The organism is Pseudoalteromonas sp. 78C3 (assembly GCF_002836695.1).
GTDB lineage: Bacteria > Pseudomonadota > Gammaproteobacteria > Enterobacterales > Alteromonadaceae > Pseudoalteromonas > Pseudoalteromonas arctica.
Window position 1 is genome coordinate 77500 of record NZ_PJAV01000148.1, and the last position, 21176, is coordinate 98675.

Genomic DNA, 21176 nt, shown 5'->3' on the forward strand with positions numbered 1-21176 from the left:
ATAAAACTTAATAACTACATGAATTATTCTATAGTCTTAATTTATTAGTAAAGATCACTTTAATATTACTAAAGTTACAGCCTGATAACGCGCTTAAGTCTAGTTTGCTATTTGTTATATAAATAAAATACTGACTAATTCCCCTCTTTGCGCCCTTAGTCTCTTTAAGCACAAACAAAATACATGCTATAATCGCGGCCTTTCCAAGTTAACAGCAATCTGTATAAGCGAAATTATTCATGAGCGAAAATAGTCACATTAAAGTCATTGTTGGCATGTCCGGCGGTGTTGATTCTTCTGTATCTGCATATTTATTACAACAACAGGGCTACCAAGTAGAAGGCCTGTTTATGAAGAACTGGGAAGAAGACGACAATGATGAATACTGTGCTGCCGCTGATGACTTAAAAGATGCACAAGCAGTGTGTGATAAGTTAGGCATTGAACTTCACACAGTAAACTTTGCAGCAGAATACTGGGACAACGTATTTGAGTACTTTTTAGCTGAATACAAAGCAGGTCGTACACCTAACCCAGATATAATGTGTAACAAAGAAATTAAATTTAAAGCCTTTTTAGAATTTGCTGCTCAAGCACTAGGTGCTGACTTTATTGCAACGGGTCACTATGTTCGCCGCGAGCTTCGCGATGACAAATACGTAATGTGTCGCGGACTTGATAACAATAAAGATCAAAGCTACTTCTTATATACTCTAAGCCATGAACATATTGGCCAAACGTTATTCCCTGTAGGCGATATCGAAAAACCAGAAGTACGCCGCATAGCAGAAGAACAAGACCTAATCACTCACGATAAAAAAGACAGTACAGGTATCTGCTTTATTGGTGAGCGTAAATTTAAAGACTTTTTACAAAAGTTCTTACCAGCACAACCTGGCGTTATCGAAGACACAGACGGTAATAACGTAGGCGAACACGAAGGCTTAATGTACCACACACTTGGACAACGCAAAGGCTTGTTAATTGGTGGAATGAAAGAAGGTTCTGGTGAGCCTTGGTACGTAGTAGATAAAGACCTTGAGCGAAATGTACTTATTGTGGGCCAAGGTAAAGATCACCCTCGCCTATACAGCAACGGTCTTAACGCAAACCAACTTCACTGGGTAGACCGTATTGGCCCTAAAGGCACAACTCGCTGCACAGTAAAAACGCGTTACCGCCAAGAAGACTTAAGCTGTACCTTACTTGTAGGTGAAGACGGCATGGCCCGCGTATTGTTCGACGAGCCACAAAAAGCAGTGACGCCAGGTCAATCTGCCGTATTTTACGCAGAAGATATCTGTTTAGGTGGCGGTATTATTGATTCGGTGATTAAGTAATGAATGAACACCAAGTCATGGCGCTTGCCGCCATGTGCCAGGCTGCTAAACAAGTTCAAAAAATTGCCCAATATGGCAACAATAACGAACATGATTTAGAAATATTACTTTCAAGTATTATTCAAACATCTCCGGCATCGCCAGAAGATGTTTACCAAGGTACTGACAACTTACGTGATGGTTACAAAACATTAATGGCGCAGCTAACCGCAGGCGCTCAAAAAGATGTTGAAATTGTAAAGTACGTAGGTGGTTTAATGCAGCTTGAGCGAGCACTAAGTGCAAACGACAAAAGCTTAAACGAATTAGGTAAACGAATTGATGATATTCATCGTCGTTTAGACCACTTTGCTATTACCGATGAGAGCGTTGTTGCCGGTTTAGCAGATATATACTCGTCGGTGCTGAGCCCCCTTGGGCACCGAATACAGGTTTATGGTAAACCCGAGTTATTAAAACAGCAGCTCACTCAAAATAAAATCCGTGCGTTATTATTAGCCGGCATTAGAAGTGCAGTATTATGGCGACAAATGGGCGGTAAACGCCGTCACTTTTTCTTTGCAAAAAGAAAAATACTCGCCATTGCTAAAACAAAAATTTAACTATCGTTCAAACTAAAATTTAGGAGTTATTATGGAGCTTTCAGCGTTAACGGCTATCTCTCCAGTGGATGGTCGCTACGGCAGCAAAACCACTGAACTGCGCAGTATTTTCAGCGAATTTGGCTTAATCAAATACCGCGTAATTGTTGAAGTGCGTTGGTTGCAAGCGTTAGCTGCAGCAAGCGATATTAAAGAAGTACCTGCATTTAGCGAAGAAGCTAATGCACTTCTAAACGCCATTGTAGATAACTTCAGTGAAGCTGATGCACAACGCGTTAAAGATATAGAACGCACTACAAATCACGATGTTAAAGCGGTTGAATACCTACTAAAAGAAAAAGTAGCCGATAACAGTGAGCTTCATGCAATAAACGAATTTATTCACTTTGCTTGTACTTCAGAAGATATTAACAATCTATCTCATGGTTTAATGCTAAGCGAAGCGCGTAAAAATGTTTTACTTCCTTATTGCGATGAACTTTTAAGCGCAATTAAAGCCAAAGCAATTGAATACAAAACAATCCCAATGATGACTCGTACGCACGGACAACCTGCTACACCATCAACTATGGGTAAAGAGTTTGCTAACGTATATATGCGTTTAAAACGTCAACGCGGGCAAATTGCACAAGTAGAGATGCTAGGTAAAGTTAATGGTGCTGTTGGTAACTACAACGCTCACCTTAGCGCATACCCAGATTACGACTGGCACACACATGCAGATAAGTTTGTATCAAGCTTAGGTTTAACACTAAACCCATTTACTACACAAATTGAACCGCATGACTATATTGCAGAGTTGTTTGACGCAATTGCACGTTTTAACACTATATTGTTAGATTTTGACCGTGACATGTGGGGTTACATTGCCCTTAACCACTTTAAGCAAAAAACAATTGCTGGCGAAATTGGCTCATCAACAATGCCACATAAAGTTAACCCAATTGATTTTGAAAACTCAGAAGGTAACTTAGGCTTAGCAAATGCTATTTTTGCTCATCTTGCACAAAAATTACCAGTTTCTCGCTGGCAGCGTGATCTTACTGATTCAACCGTATTACGTAACCTAGGTGTAGGTATGGGTTATGCAATTATTGCATACCAATCAACGCTTAAAGGTGTAAGTAAGCTTGAAGTAAACGAGCAACGTTTAGCTGACGAGCTTGATCAAAACTGGGAATTACTAGCCGAGCCGATTCAAACGGTTATGCGTAAATATGGCATTGAAAAACCATACGAAAAACTTAAAGATTTAACACGCGGTAAACGTGTAAACAAAGAAATAATGGCGGACTTCATCGATGGTTTAGACCTTCCAGAGCACGCTAAAGTAGAAATGAAAAAACTAACACCTGCTAATTACATTGGTCGTGCTGTTGAGTTTATTGATGATTTAGTTTAAAAACTAAATTGCTCTTTTAAAAAGCGAAAGGATCATCCTTTCGCTTTTTTTGTTTTAACCCCATTGCACTAACTAGTAGGCATAATGTATGTATCAATTAAAAATAAATAATTTGTCTGAGCAAGAGTTTTTAAGCCATTTTTGGCAAAAAAAGCCGCTTTTAATCAAACAAGGTTTTGCTAATTTTCAAGACCCGCTTGATGCTAATGAACTTGCCGGCCTAGCAATGGAAGAAAGCATAGAGTCACGTATTATCACCAATCATAAAAATGATTGGCAAACGCACCAAGGTCCATTTGAAGACTTTGAGCAGTTAACAGACGATCACTCTACTTTACTCGTGCAAGCAGTTGATCACTGGCATAGCGATGCTGCACAACTGCTAGAACCATTTAGGTTTATTCCAAACTGGCGCATAGATGATTTAATGATCAGCTATTCAACGCCTAATGGTGGTGTTGGTCCACATTTAGACCAATACGACGTATTTATTATTCAAGGCGAAGGTAAACGTCATTGGCGTGTAGGTCTGCCTGATCCATCACTTAAACAGTTTGCTCAAAACAAAAAGTTACTGCAAGTTGAACCTTTTGAAGCCGTAATAGATTGCATATTAGAACCTGGCGATATTTTGTATATTCCACCAGGGTGCCCTCACGAAGGTTACGCTGTAGAAAATGCGCTAAATTATTCAGTTGGTTTTAGGGCGCCAAATCAACAAGATTTACTCTCAAGCTTTGCCGATCATATTATTGATACCGAAAGTGGCCAAAAGCGTTATACGGATCACAACATCACACTAAGAAAATCAAAAGGTGAACTTACAAACCTTGAAGTTGATAAAGTTAAAACATTGATGGCGGCACTTTTAGAAAATGACGATTTATTTAAACAATGGTTAGGCTCAACGCTTAGTCAGCCCAAACATGAAATGGATTTAGCACCAGTAGAACCTCCATTTACACCTGAGCAAATAAGCGATGATTTAAGTGATGAAGAAGCTGTGTTTGAGCGTTTAGGTGGCACGCGTGCTATTTATCAGCAACTCGATACCGAAGTGTTATTAAGTGTAAACGGTGAAAATTACGCTATGCCATTAACTGACTTAGCGGCGGTAAAACTACTTACCGATAATATTGAATTTGAAAGTTCAGCATTAAATTTAACAAACCCAAGTTTAGTTTTTACTCAAACCTTTACTACACTTGTTAATGAGGGGATCTGGTTTAATATAGACCAAGAGTAATAATACCAATTTTATTAATAATGATGAGCATTTTGCAGCGTAAAGTATTGTGTATACAGGTTAGTTAAAAATTTTAATTTTCACCTGATATTGGCTTAAATAATTTTGCTGTGATTGCTTACTCATTTTAATTGGGTATCAATAGGAGTTTGCAATGGGCTATCTGGTTGATAAGGTTGAATGGGATATAAAAAAAGATATGCTACAAAAAATTCGAGAACGAGTTTTTGTTTACGAGTTACATATCCCCAAGCACATCGAATTTGATAGCCTAGATAAAATTGCATTACATGTACTTGTTACAGACGATGCAAACTGCCCTATTGCAACAGGTCGGCTGTGTACGGATGGCTTAATCGGCAGAATAGCGGTATTACCCGAACACCGTAATCGCAAAGTATATAAATCGCTTCTCAACTTTATTGTTGAATTAGCTTCCAACCAAGGTATAGAAGAAGTAAGCATTAATTGTATTTTAAATGAGGTAGAGCGCTTTAAGCGAAATGGCTTTATTCAGCAAGGAAATGTTTTTATGGAGGCGGGAATTCCTAGGCAACGTATGCAATGCTCTGTTTCGGCGTTTAATACAACCCCCTTCACACTTGTACATTAATTAAAATATAAAGGGCAATAAATAAGCTATCACCCTCTACATTGTTACTTAACCCAAACTGTAGCTACTTTGGTTCATTAGCCCACAGCGGTTCATTATCATACATTTCGTACAAACCATGTGCTCTATTTATAAGTAAGTTAGCAAAATCTACCTGCGTTTTATCACGCGCGCCTGTACTCATAATTTGATCCGCTTTTAATTGCCACTGCAAAGAAAAATAACGCATTGCATCGCGAGCATCTGTAGCTGCACTTACTTCAGCATGATCTGTAGGTAATCGCCCTGTTACTACCCAATATGTTTTACCGTTTTGGGCTTTAAATTTCCACATTGCACAAAGTGGTGCTAAAAATCGGCTGTCTTTATCAACTACTGATTTTGGCATAATGCCCTTTTCGGCTAAATATTTTTGCGCTGCTTGAAAACATTCGCGTTGCCACTGCATTCTTTGCTCATCAGTTATAACTTGCTCTTTTGCTGTTAACGGCTTTTTTTCTTGTTGTTGCATTTTTAATAACCTTTTACTTCTTTTTTAACACTCTAAGGGCTTAGTAAATAAGGTGCAAGTATAAAACGGTCATTTGCACCTTAAAGCGCTCTGTTTGCTATGTTTTTAGCCAAACTATTATTTTATATTGTGATCAAACGAACCTACATCACCCGGAAAAACTACTGGAGACTCAATACCGTCTTTACTAACAGAGGCTACACCAAAGTAATAATTATCAATCACTACGTTTTTAAGTGTGTACTGTGAAACCTTACCAACGTATTTACTAAACTGCCATTGCGGCTCGCTCGTGTAACGCCAATAAATTTTATAGCCAGCAATATTTTCATCACTGCTTTCTTCCCATGAAAACGACGTATCAGCTGTAACAGCGCCCTTTATTTTAACTTCTTTTGGCGGTGCGGGTGCCCACGCCATAGACGCCATCGTTACCGCATTAAGTGAAGTTAACTTAGCCGTATAGTCAAAATCAACACCTTCAATGGTATCGCCATACTCAACACGATTTTCAGTGCGTAAATCTTGATGCTGACGATCGTAGTGCTCGTTAGTTTCCATAATACGCACCGCTGCAAAACCTGCATCATTAAATGGACGATGATGCCCACCACGGCCAAATCTATCTAATCGATATACAAGCATTGTATCTAAATTAGGAATATATCTGTCAGCAATAGTATCTATGTAGCGAGCTAAATTACGACTCGCAGAATCAACTTCACCACCTGTAAAGCGGCGAGTATTAGCTTGCTCTTTTGTTTCTACAACACGGGTACCTTCTGAAAATATACGTGCAGTCGTGTTATCAGTTACCCCATTAATACCGGTAATATTGCCAATCATATCGTTGTTTAAAACACCATGAACTTGCCAGTTATGCTTTTGTGCATAAGCCGTTAATATTTTACCGCCAAACAAACCTTGCTCTTCGCCCGAAAGCGCCGCGTAAACTACCGAACCATTAAATTTGTATTTACTTAAAACACGAGCTGCTTCTATTACTCCTGCCACGCCCGATGCATTATCATTTGCCCCAGGAGAGTCGCTAGTAAAGTCCATAACATCACTTACACGTGAATCTATATCACCCGACATCATCACCATACGATTAGGCTCGCTCGACCCACGTTGAATAGCCACTATGTTAACCACTTCAACAGGATTAGGAATGCGTTTTTCGCCCGATATAGTGTCCTTTACTTCAATAATTTCCAGACAACCACCACACTGCACAGATATTTTTTCAAATTCTTTTTTTATCCAACGCCTAGCCGCACCAATACCTCGCGTATCCGATTTAGTCTCAGAAAGCGTATGGCGAGTACCAAAATCCACCAGCGTTTGAATGTCACTACCGATACGGGTAGCCGATACTTCACTTGCTATATCGTGTAACTTTTGTTGGTCGGTATATTGTAACTGCGTTTCACCATGTGCTGATAATGCAAGTGTGCAAGCGCCTGCAATTGCAGTAAATTTGAGTAACGTTGTTGTGATTTTTAAAGGTGTTTTAAGCATCTATTAGCTCCTAATTATTATAGTGTAACCATTACTTAACTAGGATTTTATGGCAACACATTTGAGGTAGATGCAGAAAGGAGCACGCTAAAGCGCAGTTATAGTAATAGTTAGAGAGTTAATTGAGTCGTACAATCAACATAATACCGGTCATAGGAATTAACCCAAACATCCACAGCTTTATTCCTAAAATATATTTTTTAAAGTTCCCTTTATTTATACAAGAGCTAACTCTACTTCTATAACCGTTAAAATCACCCAAAATTAAAAACACAATTCCAATTACGATTGCGTAAAATAAAGCGCCAATAAGTAAAGGGTTTTGCTTAAAAGTACTGATTATTTTATCTAAGTGGCGAATGTCAAACGTCATCGCTAAAAGAAAACTATATACAGTAGATATCATGGCTAACAATGCTGCAGCATTGATGGCAGTATTTTTATTTCTTGAGTCTAATTTTTTCATCCACTGAGCACACACAAAATGAACGGCGCAAATAAATGTTCTTATTTTCAATCCTTGAATAACATCTAACTAATTAATTGCTAATACAATATTATATTTAGAGGTTAAATTACAAACCTTGTTACACAAAAATCTATTAAAAAATGTGTTTTTCGTGGCACACTGTCATTGTTTATATATTAATAGTTTAAGTTATGCGTCAGCTAAAAGAAGATACAGTTAAAAGTAACCTTATTGAGTCGCAGCAAAGTGCATACGGCCCCGTATGCGTGTATCAAAATAAAAAATATCGTTGGTTAACGCTTGCACAAAAAACCAATGAAGACATTACAATTCAGGGTGTTATGAACCTTACACACCCTGAGCAAGTAATCGTACCGGTAAACCAGTGTATGATGTTATTTTTACTTAAACCGGTAGATACACTAAATATATTAAATTTAGGTTTAGGCACGGCAGGGTTTGAGCGAATTATGTATCACTTGCAAAGTAATACGCCTTACATAAACACTATAAATACATTTAACACGGTAGAAATAAACCCAAGCATTGCCTTAATTGCCGCCCAGCACTTTAAGTTACCAATTAAGCACAGCACCTATTTACAATGCGCCGAACAATATATTACCCAATGCACTGATCACTTTAACGTAATCACTATAGATATTTTTAGTGGTGAATATCACCTGCCTTTTTTAACCTGCGATAGCTTTTGGCAAAATATAAATCGCTGCAGTGAGCAAAATACGCAAGTAATCATTAATTTAAATCCACAAACTGGCCAAGAGCTGCAAATGCTTTTAGTACTTTTAAGGCAGCACTTTAAGTGCTTAGCGATAATAGAGTTTAGCGAATACAAAAATATAGTGATCATACTAAGCCAGCAAACATTAATGCACATAAACGTTGATGAAATACAAAACTCACCTGTGTTTATAAATTTTGCGCCAAACCTTTATAAAAGTATTAACAGCATTTACCACATTGAATAAAACGCGTTACCGTCCAGGTTCATGTTTTTCATAGCACGGTAAGCTTGTTTCTAGCTTCTCCCAGTTAGCTTTAGACGTAACAAAATTATGCGATAGAACCTGCTCAGTAATATCGCTATCAAATATTCCTAAACGAATTCGTATTCTGCTTTTGTCATCATTGTTGCTACTGTAAACCGGCGAGCCACAACATTTACAAAAGTAACGAGTACGCCCTAATTTAAAACTATACTCGCTAAGTAGTGCCTGCCCTTTAGTTATTGTAAAGTCATCTGTATTTACAAAGCCATTGGTTGCAAATGCAGTCCCGCTGTTTTTTCTGCACAGTGAACAATGACAATGAATAATAGTAGGGCGTGTTGTTCTTTGGTGGTTGAATTTGCAGCAGTGTGTTTGGTATTTAGGCAAGGCAGAGCCTATGATATGTGGTTGTTCCCCATACATAGGCGATAACGCAGCATAGATGCCAAACATGCGCTGCCCTTTGGGTTCTTTCTAGGGACGATTGACTCTTTGTTGCTCGGTTTTTACTTAGCCCACTAGGTTACAAACCTTGCGCCGCGATTAAATCGCCCCTAGATTGAACAAATTTCAATCCATAAAGATCAACACGCCCTAGTTATACTGCCCGACACTTCAACGCTTACCTCACCGCACAAACACGAACCCGTATACATATAACATCCTAACTATTAAATTATTTTAAACTCAGCTGAAATTTGCTGAGTTGATTTAATGGATAAGTTTACTGGTTAATTTTCTGAATGGAATAATAATTTTTATATCTTCGCAGTTCCCACGCCATTACCTATTGCTTTAATGATTGACATAAAAAAATTAAATTGGTTATATAACTCCCAGTAAAAACTATAGCCAAAACTTAAATTGGTTAACCAAATATCAATAATATTACGAGAGCCAATTATGTCTTCCAAACACGTTTTAATTCTATGTTTGTTTAGCACGCTATCAGCATGTTCAACCATTTCTAAAAACACATCGAGCGATTGGCTACTTATTGATGACTTTGAAAATTCACTTAGCAAGTGGCAGAGTGTCGATACCCAAAATGAAACTAAACCACAGGTTAAAAATCCACAAATAACAGTTATACAACCAGAACAAGCAACTGCATCTACAAATAATTATTTACTAAAAAAGCCCGCAGCTGAGGGTATTGTAGGAAATCGTAAAGCGCTTTCTTATACAAAACTTCCACAAGCGGTTGAAGTTGGTCAAACCTACACATTTTATATGCGTATAAACGTGGCTGCTTTTCCTAATAACCATGCTTTTGGATTAAGCAACCTTACGCCAGAGCTAATTAATAAACATGCGTACGATGCGTTTGAGCCAACACTTCGCGTAACCGATAAAACAGAATCAAACGGGCTTGTAAACGATGGCGCATTAATGGTTAAAACCGACAGCGGGTATAGCAACATTCAAAACTACACTACCAAACAATCGGCCAAGCCACTGCAAACAAATATCTGGTACGACGTATGGTATGTTGTTAATAACGCAGCAGCCTCAGAGCAAGGTCAGCAATATGATGTTTACGTAAAAGGTGGGGAATTTAGCAAGCAAACACTCGTGTATAAAAATGCACAATTTAGAATGAAGCGCGAACAACCTCTTATATATTTTTTAGCAAACTGTAATACAGGCCCAATTAAAAAACCTTATGGTAATGGTGGTCTCAGATATGACGATTTATATATGAGCAAAGGTACAAACCTAAATAATCCAATGCTATAAAAACAAATAAAGCACTTTTAAAAGTATTAAATTATATTAATAACGCTCTACCATATTCACAATTAATACCTTACAAACCTGCATTTAAAAATACTTAAATGGTATGATAGCCACCATTATTTGCCATTTAAGTTTTTAAAATGTATCGATTATTTGAAAAAATGACAAAAGCATTTCCTGAGGATCAACCTACTCAGCCGCCTTCGACTTTATTTGCTTTTTGTCGTCACTACACCAAAGGAATGGAACTGTCGTTGGTGCTAATGTCAATCAGCGCCGCCATGCTCGCTATTTTAGAGGTTTCTTTATTTAGCTATATGGGGCAGCTTGTTGATTGGTTAACGGCCTACACACCCGAAACCTTGTTTGTAGAGCAAAAGTCAGAACTTATCAAAATGGCTGTTATGCTCTTACTGGTATTGCCCGTAGTCGTATTTTTTCATTCTGCTATTTTGCACCAAGCATTACTGGGCAATTACCCTATGTCGATTCGCTGGTTAGCGCATCGTTATTTACTGCGCCAAAGTGTGAGCTTTTATCAAAATGAGTTTGCAGGAAGAATAGCCACCAAAGTATTACAAACCTCTTTAGCCGTTCGCGAAACAGTGACCAAACTACTCGATGTATTAATGTACATAGTGGTTTATTTTGGCTCAATGGTCTTTTTAGTTGCCGAAGCTGATTGGCGCTTAATGATCCCTTTACTGGTTTGGTTAGTTTTATACATTTGTGTACAGCTTTATTTTGTACCTCGCCTTAAAAAAATTGCCAGCTCACAAGCTGATGCGCGCTCAGAAATGACCGGTCGAATTGTTGATAGCTACACAAATATTTCTACTATTAAATTGTTTTCGTATACCCAGCGTGAAGAGCAATACGCAAAACAAAGCATGGATGTATTTTTACAGCCTGTGTACAAACAAATGCGCTTGGTAACCAGCCTAAACTTTGTTATTCAAAGCTTAAATTATTTATTAGTATTTTCAGTTACCGCTGTATCACTTTATTTATGGTCGCTTAGTGCAATTAGCGCAGGTGCCATTGCAGTTGCTGTTAGTTTAGCGCTTAGATTAAACGGTATGGCGCAGTGGATCATGTGGGAAATAAGCAGCTTGTTCGAAAACATTGGCACCGTAGCCGATGGTATGAAAACACTGTCTAACCCTATTGAAGTTGCCGATAAACCAAATGCTGATACGCTTAACGTAAGCCAAGGTGCCATTGAGTTTAACAACGTACACTTTAACTACGGCAAAGCAGCAAACGAGACTAATCGAAGCCCAGTAATGAACGGTTTAAACTTAAACATTAAACCTGGCGAAAAAATTGGCTTAGTCGGTCGCTCTGGTGCAGGTAAATCAACACTTGTTAACTTGTTACTGCGTTTTTACGATACTGACTCAGGAACAATAAAAATTGATGGGCAAAACATCACAGACGTAAGCCAAGAAAGTCTACGCCGCTACATAGCGATGGTTACGCAAGACACTTCCCTGCTTCATCGCTCAGTAAAAGACAACATTTTGTATGGTCGCCCCGATGCAACGCAAGCTGAGATGATCAACGCCACCAAACAAGCTAAAGCACTTGAGTTTATAAACGACTTGGTAGATAGCAAAGGCAACAAAGGCTTTGATGCTCAAGTGGGCGAACGCGGTGTTACTCTTTCGGGCGGTCAGCGCCAACGTATTGCTATTGCACGTGTGCTACTTAAAAATGCACCCATACTTATACTCGACGAAGCCACCAGCGCACTCGACTCAGAAGTAGAAGCAGCAATTCAGGCAAGCCTTGATGATTTAATGACAGGCAAAACAGTAATCGCGATAGCGCATAGGCTCTCAACCATTGCACAAATGGACAGATTAATTGTACTTGATGACGGCGGCGTAGTTGAGCAAGGCACTCATGAAGAACTAATCGCTAAGGGCGGGATTTACGCAGCCCTGTGGACACATCAAACAGGTGGGTTTATAGGCGTCGATTAGCCATTAATATTACCTTACTGTAGACGTGGTTTATATTCTGCTGCTACCTAAACAAAAAAGCGAAGATGCCTTAAAGGCTCTTCGCTTTTTTGTTTAAAGTTATAAATAGAGTTTATAACTTTTTTATAAATTAAGAGATTAGTCTTAACCCTATCATTATCAGCATAACCACATTAGCAAGTACACCGATTAAAAAGAAATAACTACGTGGACTTGGGTTTTTCTCTGTTGCTATAGCGTAGTACAGCACCATGTGAATTAAACGCGCAATTAAGTACACCCAAATGCACATAGCAAAAATCGGGCTTTGATAATTAATTACAAACGCAAATAACACCGTACCTATAAATAATGCGCTGTTTTCAAGCGTATTATGAAACGTACGATGCGCTCTAAATATAAAGCTATCGTGCGATAAATCCTCGTCAATTTTACCTGGTACAGCATTTGGCTCTTTAGCTTTGCTAAACGTAGCCACAGCCCACTGTACAAGCAACATAATTAAATAGAGGTAAAATGCCAAATAGGCCGAAAGTGCAACTTCAGTCATTACTAAATCCCTTATTTTGTTTTTTAACTTAGCTTAGAATGCAATTTTAAAGCCTAAGTTAATACACTGATATTTAAAGGGTTAATTTAATAAGCCTAATTACATATGTAAGTAACTCACGGCGTTGTATAAAATTTACTTGTTATGATTTTAAAAATAACATCAAAACTGAGCTGTATACTGCTGGATTTACTCCGATCTAAAAAGCTTAAACTCTTCAAACGCACAATCCCACAACACAACTTGATTACGACCCAACGATTTAGCCTCATAAAGAGCTAAGTCTGCCTGTTCAATTAACTCAGAAGGTGTTCTTGCTTTAAATTTAATAGACGTAACCCCAAAGCTACACGTAACAGGAATATCATCAAATGTCGCTTTTTCAACTTTAATACGAATAGCCTCAGCTATACGTATTGCTTGCTCTTGAGTTGTGTTGGGCAAAATAATACAAAATTCTTCGCCACCAAAACGGGCAACGCTATCGCTTTTACGTATATTAGCTTGTAAAAGCTCGGCTACGCCACAAAGTACTGTGTCGCCAATGCTATGCCCATAGGTGTCGTTAACGCTTTTAAAATGGTCAATATCGACCATTAAAATACAGTACTCTTCAATCTGAGGTAAATCCAAAAAGTCGCGATTCATAACCTCAAATAAAATACGACGGTTATAACAATTGGTTAAAGGGTCTCGCGCGGCCAAATAGTCTAACTCTTCATTACGTTTTTTAGAGGCAATAAAGCTTCTATAAACCAATAAAACAATAGCTAAACAAGCGGCTAATAAAAATGCGAGCGCAATACTCGCGTATTTGTTTTTTGCAAGCTCTAGCTCTGATATAACCCTAGCTTGGCCTGATATTTCAATTTCATTGTTTTTCTTTTCAAGCTCAAGTTGATGGAGTTTTTCTTTTTCTCTTAATGTCTCCAGCTCTACTTCCATTTTATGCAAGTGCAAATGTGCTTTTTCAAGAGCAAGCTTACTTTCGTCTCTTTCGTATTGAATTATTTCGGTTAGGGCTATTTCTTCTTCCGCGTAACGAAGTGACTCATCTAAGCGTCCACGCTGTTTTTCTGCTATTCGAATTTCACGATAAGCGTATAGCATATGTAACTTATCATCTATTTCGGTTGATAAAGCGAGTGACCTTTTTAGTAAAGAAATCGCCTCATTTGTATCAATACCAATTAAAATGCCCGCAAGCGCAGTAAGCGACTTTATCTCATAAAGTTTACCACCTGTTTCTCTGGCAAACGACAATGACTCTTTGTAATACTCTATAGCCTTGTTGTTATTTCCTTGGGCACGATAAATATTACCAATAATACGTGCTGTTGTAGAAATGTACGATGTAAGGTTTTTGTTTTTATAAGTGATATAAGCTTTTTTAGCATATTGCATCGCTGATACTAAATCGCCAGATTCGAGGTTAATAACAGCCATTTCTCTTAAAGCTGAAGCGAGCGTTTTTTCCTCGACCATACCTTTTGGCAAATCGATAGTTATTTGATAGAAAAATTCGGCCTGATCAAACTGCCTTAATCGTGTATACACCAGTCCCATTTGATTTGATGTTTTAGCAATCCCAAGCATGTTATTTACTTTCTTATAATATAAATATGCCTCATTTATATGTTCAAGTGATTTTTCATAAAGATTAATATGACGATAAATAATACCCGCCCCTAGTAATGCTTTAGCAAAGCCAACAGGATCGTCAATGTCTTTATGTATTTCTAATGCGCGAGTGGAGTAATCAAGGGCTAAAACTAAGTTATCTAAATAACGGTGTGCTTCTGCTAGTGTATTTAAAGTACGCGCCATTAGCTTTAAATCACCTAAACTTGTGTATATTTCTAAAGCTTTTGTATAAAAGTGAGCCGTTTGCTCTCTATTTTTGAGGCGTTTGTACGACTGAGCTAATTTTTTATACGTTTCACCTAACTGTCTTTGTATTAATTCGTCTTCGTCAACAAGGTATTTTAAAGCAGATGTATATTGCGCGTTCGCGTTATCGTACTTTTTTTGCCCATAAAACGAATCTCCCTTAATAAGTAGCACTTGCGCTATAAAAAAGTCATCGCCATACACAAGGGTTGTTGGTAATAAAGTTTCAATGCGGGTAGTAAGTTCGTCATAACGTTTTTCTTCTAATAATATATTTATATAATTAATAGACGCCTTTATTTGGTTTCGTGAATCATTTAATTTGCTGTAGTAAACAGAGGATTGTAAAAAGTGCTCGAGCGATGCATTAACATTGTTATTTTTTTTATTCGCCCTACCTAGCAAGTTATGTAGCTTTGCGCTGAGTAACATGTCATCAGCACTTTGCGCTTGTGACAACAACGACTTACTTAGTTCAATACTAGTTATAACGTCAGTATCTATAAGTAATTCAGCTCTTTTAAGCAGCCCTGCATTAGATTCATTGATTAAACTGTATGAGGTGGTTTCTTGCGCGTAAGCGCTACTTAAGCTAATAAACAAAGCAAAAAGCAAAGCTTTCACTAAAAATTTAGAATTATAAATTCGATTTACGAAGAAAGTGTGTACTTGCGAAGTTAAGTCCATCTTTCGCGTGTGATACGAGTAAGTGTAAAATTCCATATTTACCATTTTAGTGATTTGTTATTAATTTAATGCAAAAATTCTGGCGATAAAACATACACATAAAGACTGCAGGTCAAGTTTCGCTGCAATATGGGTAATTGTTAATTTATGATTTTAGCATAATTATGCATAATGCAGCTTAATTCTTTTTTAGCTTAATCGTACGCTGTAACTTACTAAATGAGAAAACCTAGCTTCTCAGTTTAAGGGTAACCAATACAACACCGTGGTCGGTAGTTAAATCATCACGCTCGTACTCGGGGTTTATTAAGTGCCTGTCGTAAGTGTTATAAGCGCTTACTTCAAAAAAGCTGTCATCGTAACTGGCGTCAAACTCACACGACAATAAAATGTAATCAAGCACAGAGCTGCTCGCGCCATAATAATGTGTTGGCGGCCTTAACGGTGCTGTCTTTGTTATGTTTATATTTTTTGCTTGGCTTTTATCTGCTGAATCAAGAATCTCGCTGTTACTGCGATCACAATCACTTTGTTCATCGTTTGTTATTGCTTCATCGCTAGAAACCTCATCATTACTTAACTGCGACTTAACAAACAAATCCCATGAATCATTTAAACAATATTTAGCGAGGTAGGTTTTAGCATCAAATGCAGGCGCAAAGCGTAGCGTATTCGTCAGTAAATGGCTTAATACGCCATCCGCAAGTTCATTATTAAAGTCCCCCATTAATAGCATGGGTTGTTGCGTAGCTTCGCGGCGAGTAATCATTTGTATCATTAGCAATGTAGCTTCACTACCACGCTGAATAGTTGAGCCCCAACCACCCGCTACATTCGCTTTTAAAATCTCAATTATGTTTTGCTCGGGCGCTAGCTCTTTGTTGTGTTCATCAACATTAATCATCGGGCGCTTAGATTTAAAATGCACCACATAACAATCAGTATTGCCTATGTGCGGTAAAGTAACGGTCGCTCTCAATACCTTACGACTAAAAGTAAACTCACTATTAAGGCCAAGCGTACTTGCGAGCTCACTATCGTGTTCAACCGCTGCTACCTCAACTATGGGATATTTAGAGGCAATTGCTACCACGGGACGTTTATAAATAAAATCATCAATCACCTCTGGCGTATCAACTACAGCAAAGTAATTATAACCTTGCTCAGCAGCTAGCTCTTTTAACGAATCAATACTAAACACCTCCTGAAAACCAATCACATCAGGCGCATGTTCTGTTAAGTAATCAACAATCCAACGCTGCTTTTTAGCCCACTGCTGCGCGGTATAAATTTTCTCAAACTCATAGTATGCATTGGGTGGCACAAGGTAGTTAAACAGGTTAAATGTGGCTATTTTTAGTTGGGTATTCATGATTCCTGACTCAATGGGACGAATAGAGTTTGCACTTTCTTGCGTACATAACGGGGGAAGATTACTGATAAAATTAGCCTGTATAAAATTAATAAAAATAAGAAGTAACTCACTGCGAAATTGATAAACACATAAAAAATTAACAGCTTCTTACAATTCATGACAATACCAGACAAGCCCTGAGAATTACATGTCTACTGATATGTTAGCCTTTGAGCTATAAATTTACGACTTAAATACCTCATTTCTAGAATCGGTTACTAAATGCAATAAAACTAAAAATTATGGAGATTATTATGAACACCAGTAATAAAGGACTACATATTTCATTGTTGTTTGGCTTTGCAACTATTTTAAGTGGCTGTGGTGAAAGCTCAGATGAGCTAGATGATAAATTAACTCATGAGGCAAGAGTATCTTTTGTAAATTCACTAGACTACATGGCCGATCTTCATCTTAAAAAAAGGAACATTAGCACAGGTTATAGCGGCCTATTTGATAACGATACTATTATTTCAGCCGATGTAGCAAGTAACACAGTAAGCACAACTTATCGTTACAGCTATAAAGCAATTAACAATATGATCAATTTAGGTGTTAAAAACAGCATTACCACAAACCAAGAAGAGCGTATAACCAAAACTTTAAGCAATAACGATAACCTATGGGTTATTGCCTGGAAAGCATCGGACGAACATACTGTTTCGGTGATTAATAAAAAGCAAAACAATAATGCAGACGTGTTTAATGTACGTTTATTTGCTAACGATAATTACACTGTTTTAATCGATAATACTAAAACAATAACCACTGAAAAAGGCAAAATCACCGATTACTTAAGCGTTAACAGCTGCGCTAATGGTTTAAAAATTGCTGATAAATTTATTGATTTATGCACTGGAGATTTTGGCGCTTCTTATTTACTTATTATTGATAAAAACGGTAAACGAGTAATGGCTGAGGAATAACATTTATAGCGCCTTAAATGCAGTAGCTTTAATATGCTACTGCTACAAACCCTATAATTTACCATGCACTTACAACAAACAAATACCCTTTTGAGCGTACCGTTTTAATTTTTAAAGAATTACGCGCATCATCGCCCAATTTTTTGCGTAACTGACTAATATGGTTATCTATACCACGTTCAATACCGTCATAATAATAACCTTTTAACTGTTCAACAATACTATTACGAGACAAAACCGTGCCGGCATTTTTAGCCAGCAGTATTAAAAGGTCGTATTCACCATCGGTAAGTTGCACTGGCAAACCACCTAACGTAACCGTTCTATTGTGGGGCGCAATAACGAGTTCTCCAAAGCTGATAAAACCTTTAGCTTGCGTGAGCAACCCAGCAGCTTGCATAGGTTGCTCACGCCTTAAAAACGCTTTAATTTTAGCAAGTAATAAACGAGGTTTTACCGGTTTGAGTAAGTAGTCATCTGCGCCAATTTCAAGCCCAACAATTTGATCAATTTCTTCTTCTCGTGCGGTAAACATCACAATATAACCATTGTACAAAGGCCTAACCTCACGACACACTGTTAAGCCATCTTTTTTGGGCAACATAACATCCAAAATAACTAATGCAGGTTGCCACTGTAGAATAGTTGTAACCGCATCCTCCCCATTAGCCGCTATTTTAACCTCATACCCTTCAAGCGTTAAATACTCATCAATAGACTCTGCCAACGGTAAATCGTCTTCTACAACTAAAATTTTTGGTTTCATAACGTATTCCATGTCATACCTATCGGCTTATATACAGGCTCTATTTAACGATTATAAGATTGATCTCTTACTAAGCAGAGTTATGTGTCTAATCATTTTAACTAATTGCAAACCTATCCGTGAATTACATGTTAGTAGGCCAACGCAAAATAAAAAGTGCGCCACCTAAAGAAGACTCATCAACACTCGCCTCACCACCATGCCAATCTAATATTTGCTTCACAATAGCAAGGCCTAAACCGGTTCCGCCTGTTTGTAAATTACGACTTTCATCTTCTCTGTAAAATGCCTCAAATATCTTTCTTCGAGCTGAGTTAGCAACGCCATCGCCGTCATCCTCTACATATATTAACCAACCTTTCCCTACTTTTTGATAACTGATCTGAACAACATCTCGCCCATAAGCAATCGCATTTCGAATCAAATTACTTAAAGCTCGGCTCATATAAAACTTATCAAGCAGTGCTTCACACTCAGCATTTTCAAGTAACGCAATTGTTTTTTTTGGGTTTGCTTCTTGCCAAACAATTAGCTCTTGTTTTATCCATTGATTAAGCTCAACGGTTTCTAATGCTAATGTTGGGGCTTCTCTATCAAAGCGAGCGTGGGTAAGCATTTCAGACACAAGTAAATTCAATTCATTTAGCGAAATTTCAATACGATCTAACTGCCCTACCTGATAGTCGTTTGTTGTACTGCCACGAAGTAATTCTAAGTTAAATTCGATACGCGCAATAGGTGTGCGTAACTCATGCGACACCGCATTAACCAAATTTTTATGTGAAGAAATTAAACGCTGTATTTTTTCGGCCATTATATTAAATGTTTTAGATAAGTTATTTAAATGACTAAAACGAATAAGCTTAGCCCGCGTTTCAAACTTACCTTGCCCAAGCAGCGCAGCAACCTTGTTAAGAGATCGCATAGAACGCCACCCAGGAACTAACCAAATAATAATGGGGATCAGTAAAAAAAAGCCGAATATAAAATAAAACACACTCAACATATACACAACTTTACTTTTTAGCTCAGGGCTAAATGGGCCTAGCACAATAACCTGATCGCTATTGCCAATACGTTGCATCACTATATCGGCGGGATACCCTATAAAATCAGAATCGTTTGATGATATAGAAACCATCACGCCCTGTTCTAATTCAGCCATTTGCTGCGATGTGTAATTTAATTCGCTCAAGGTTTTCATTATCACAGGATATGCAAATTCATGGCTTAGCGAATCAATAACCTGCGGCCACTCTTTTTTAGGGTACTGTATTAACCTATTATTAAGTAAATAAAAAGTGCCCATCATCCAACGCTGTGCTTCATTTACTAAATGCTTAGGCACAGAGTTTGGCTTAACAATAACTAAGAGCTGGCTGTCATCAATTTTTCGATAAACTAAATCAGCAAATGGGTCGCCTAAAATTTTATTTTCTGTAAGTAAGGTGTTTTGCTCGCTCGAAAAATCACGTTGATTATATGCTTGCAAAGAAAGCGCAAAGCCAAAATTAGCCTGTATATTGTTTAAATAAGCTAATCTGTCGTTTTTAGGTATACCTTTAAGTTGCTCGGCAAGTAAATCGGTAGAACCTGATGTTAAAAACTCTAACGCCCATTTTTCAGTGGGATGCCTTACCTTGTTTTCAAATTGCGGAATAATAAATAACTGAATACTCACCACTGAAGAGATAATAATAATTAATAAAAAAAGTAGCGATTTTTTCATGTGTTATATGAGGTCAATAAGTAAACATAAACCTTATCATACATTTATATAAATACTATTGTTGATCACGTGAACAAATGATTAAATTTATGTCTATGCGATTTAGAGTTTGTAAAGCCAAGTTCAAATGTAAATTACGTGCGTGAATACAAAGTAAAGTAATAAATTATTGCTTTAGAATTAAATATATTTACGTTCATTCAGTTTTGGTATTGATTCACAAGCACAAAACTCATTATTAATAGATGAGATAAGAGATAACAGTTGTCCCTCAATCTCATAAAAATCATTTCTAGGGTGAACCTCTAAAATAACGCCTAATTTTTTCAGCACGTTAATCACCCTATATTGATGCTTTTTATAATAAAATGAGCCTTCTGTTGCCTGTTGACTTTGTTTATTTGAAACATCTAACTCTCTGTTCACTTCTGTGATTAAAGAAATATAAGTCTTGGAAATATTCATAGAGCCAGTTCTAGAATTTTCAAAAATAAGGTTATACCACTTAAAGACATCGAACGCTGGTAAGCTCAATCTATCTCTTTTTAATGTTTCAGCTTTGAGATACTCTTTGAATAATGAAAAGTGTGATATATGGTTATTTAACATATTGCTTTGATGGTTATTAATATATCCCATCAGAGCTATAAAAATCCCCCCAATGGTTGCAATTGATGTCAAAATAAAGATGAGGCCTGAAAAAAACTTTATCGCTCCTGAAAATGTATTTATTGTGTTGTTTACACACTCATTTTTAAAACAAAAAGTAAAT

General features: G+C 37.4%; 19 protein-coding genes. 9 read left to right on the forward strand and 10 right to left on the reverse strand.

Annotation, left to right across the window (positions count from 1 at the left end):
- Positions 1-239 precede the first annotated feature (239 nt).
- The 5 genes from mnmA to CXF76_RS12260 all read left to right on the forward strand — a co-directional run bounded on the left by mnmA (position 240) and on the right by CXF76_RS12260 (position 5203).
- A complete protein-coding gene (gene mnmA, locus CXF76_RS12240; protein ID WP_007580201.1) occupies positions 240-1340 on the forward strand; it encodes a tRNA 2-thiouridine(34) synthase MnmA in 1101 nt (366 codons plus the stop codon).
- Positions 1340-1942, forward strand: a complete 603-nt coding sequence (gene hflD, locus CXF76_RS12245) for a high frequency lysogenization protein HflD (RefSeq protein WP_024589171.1) — start codon at positions 1340-1342, stop codon at positions 1940-1942. Before mnmA ends, hflD begins: the two co-directional genes overlap by 1 nt.
- A 31-nt stretch (positions 1943-1973) precedes the next feature.
- The gene (purB, locus tag CXF76_RS12250) at positions 1974-3344 is read left to right on the forward strand and encodes an adenylosuccinate lyase (RefSeq protein WP_024589170.1); all 1371 of its coding nucleotides are present in this window, start codon (positions 1974-1976) and stop codon (positions 3342-3344) included.
- Positions 3345-3432: 88 nt separating this feature from the next.
- The gene (locus CXF76_RS12255; protein WP_101163791.1) at positions 3433-4590 is read left to right on the forward strand and encodes a ribosomal protein uL16 3-hydroxylase; all 1158 of its coding nucleotides are present in this window, start codon (positions 3433-3435) and stop codon (positions 4588-4590) included.
- 154 nt (positions 4591-4744) lie between these two features.
- Positions 4745-5203 (forward strand): GNAT family N-acetyltransferase, encoded by a 459-nt coding sequence (locus CXF76_RS12260; protein ID WP_010552647.1) that lies wholly within the window; start codon positions 4745-4747, stop codon positions 5201-5203.
- A gap of 64 nt (positions 5204-5267) precedes the next feature.
- On the opposite strand, the gene CXF76_RS12265 is transcribed toward CXF76_RS12260, so the two are convergent.
- From CXF76_RS12265 to CXF76_RS12275, 3 genes are all read right to left on the reverse strand, one after another.
- Complete coding sequence (locus CXF76_RS12265) at positions 5268-5714, reverse strand: DUF4826 family protein (protein ID WP_101163792.1); 447 nt, start codon at positions 5712-5714, stop codon at positions 5268-5270.
- Positions 5715-5831: 117 nt separating this feature from the next.
- Entirely contained in the window at positions 5832-7235 is a 1404-nt protein-coding gene (locus tag CXF76_RS12270) for a M28 family peptidase (RefSeq protein WP_024589168.1), read from the reverse strand.
- Positions 7236-7353: 118 nt separating this feature from the next.
- On the reverse strand, positions 7354-7701 hold the full coding sequence (locus tag CXF76_RS12275; protein ID WP_206006115.1) for a hypothetical protein: 348 nt from the start codon (positions 7699-7701) through the stop codon (positions 7354-7356).
- A 194-nt stretch (positions 7702-7895) separates the two neighbouring features.
- Here CXF76_RS12275 and CXF76_RS12280 point away from each other — a divergent pair, with 194 nt between their 5' ends.
- The gene (locus CXF76_RS12280) at positions 7896-8693 is read left to right on the forward strand and encodes a hypothetical protein (RefSeq protein WP_101163793.1); all 798 of its coding nucleotides are present in this window, start codon (positions 7896-7898) and stop codon (positions 8691-8693) included.
- A gap of 6 nt (positions 8694-8699) precedes the next feature.
- Here the strand turns inward: CXF76_RS12280 and CXF76_RS12285 are convergent, their stop codons facing one another.
- Positions 8700-9167, reverse strand: a complete 468-nt coding sequence (locus CXF76_RS12285; RefSeq protein WP_232785120.1) for a GFA family protein — start codon at positions 9165-9167, stop codon at positions 8700-8702.
- 450 nt (positions 9168-9617) lie between these two features.
- Here CXF76_RS12285 and CXF76_RS12290 point away from each other — a divergent pair, with 450 nt between their 5' ends.
- Together CXF76_RS12290 and CXF76_RS12295 are read left to right on the forward strand one after the other, a co-directional pair.
- Complete coding sequence (locus CXF76_RS12290) at positions 9618-10454, forward strand: hypothetical protein (RefSeq protein ID WP_101163794.1); 837 nt, start codon at positions 9618-9620, stop codon at positions 10452-10454.
- 140 nt (positions 10455-10594) lie between these two features.
- Positions 10595-12442, forward strand: a complete 1848-nt coding sequence (locus tag CXF76_RS12295; protein WP_101163795.1) for an ABC transporter ATP-binding protein — start codon at positions 10595-10597, stop codon at positions 12440-12442.
- Between the two features lie 130 nt (positions 12443-12572).
- On the opposite strand, the gene CXF76_RS12300 is transcribed toward CXF76_RS12295, so the two are convergent.
- The 3 genes from CXF76_RS12300 to CXF76_RS12310 form a co-directional block, all read right to left on the reverse strand.
- Complete coding sequence (locus tag CXF76_RS12300; protein WP_101163796.1) at positions 12573-12992, reverse strand: MAPEG family protein; 420 nt, start codon at positions 12990-12992, stop codon at positions 12573-12575.
- Between the two features lie 189 nt (positions 12993-13181).
- Entirely contained in the window at positions 13182-15569 is a 2388-nt protein-coding gene (locus CXF76_RS12305; protein ID WP_101163797.1) for a tetratricopeptide repeat-containing diguanylate cyclase, read from the reverse strand.
- Between the two features lie 229 nt (positions 15570-15798).
- Positions 15799-16941, reverse strand: a complete 1143-nt coding sequence (locus CXF76_RS12310) for an endonuclease/exonuclease/phosphatase family protein (RefSeq protein ID WP_101163798.1) — start codon at positions 16939-16941, stop codon at positions 15799-15801.
- A 296-nt stretch (positions 16942-17237) separates the two neighbouring features.
- Here CXF76_RS12310 and CXF76_RS12315 point away from each other — a divergent pair, with 296 nt between their 5' ends.
- Positions 17238-17909 carry a hypothetical protein gene (locus tag CXF76_RS12315; RefSeq protein ID WP_101163799.1) on the forward strand — a complete coding sequence of 224 codons (672 nt, stop codon included), beginning with the start codon at positions 17238-17240 and terminating at the stop codon, positions 17907-17909.
- A 58-nt stretch (positions 17910-17967) separates the two neighbouring features.
- Here the strand turns inward: CXF76_RS12315 and CXF76_RS12320 are convergent, their stop codons facing one another.
- The 3 genes from CXF76_RS12320 to CXF76_RS12330 all read right to left on the reverse strand — a co-directional run.
- Positions 17968-18675 carry a response regulator transcription factor gene (locus CXF76_RS12320; protein ID WP_101163800.1) on the reverse strand — a complete coding sequence of 236 codons (708 nt, stop codon included), beginning with the start codon at positions 18673-18675 and terminating at the stop codon, positions 17968-17970.
- Positions 18676-18799: 124 nt separating this feature from the next.
- Positions 18800-20404, reverse strand: coding sequence for an ATP-binding protein (locus tag CXF76_RS12325; protein WP_101163801.1), 1605 nt, complete (start codon positions 20402-20404; stop codon positions 18800-18802).
- A 180-nt stretch (positions 20405-20584) separates the two neighbouring features.
- On the reverse strand, positions 20585-21176 hold a 592-nt coding region (locus tag CXF76_RS12330), incomplete at its 5' end, for a retron Ec48 family effector membrane protein (protein WP_157823351.1).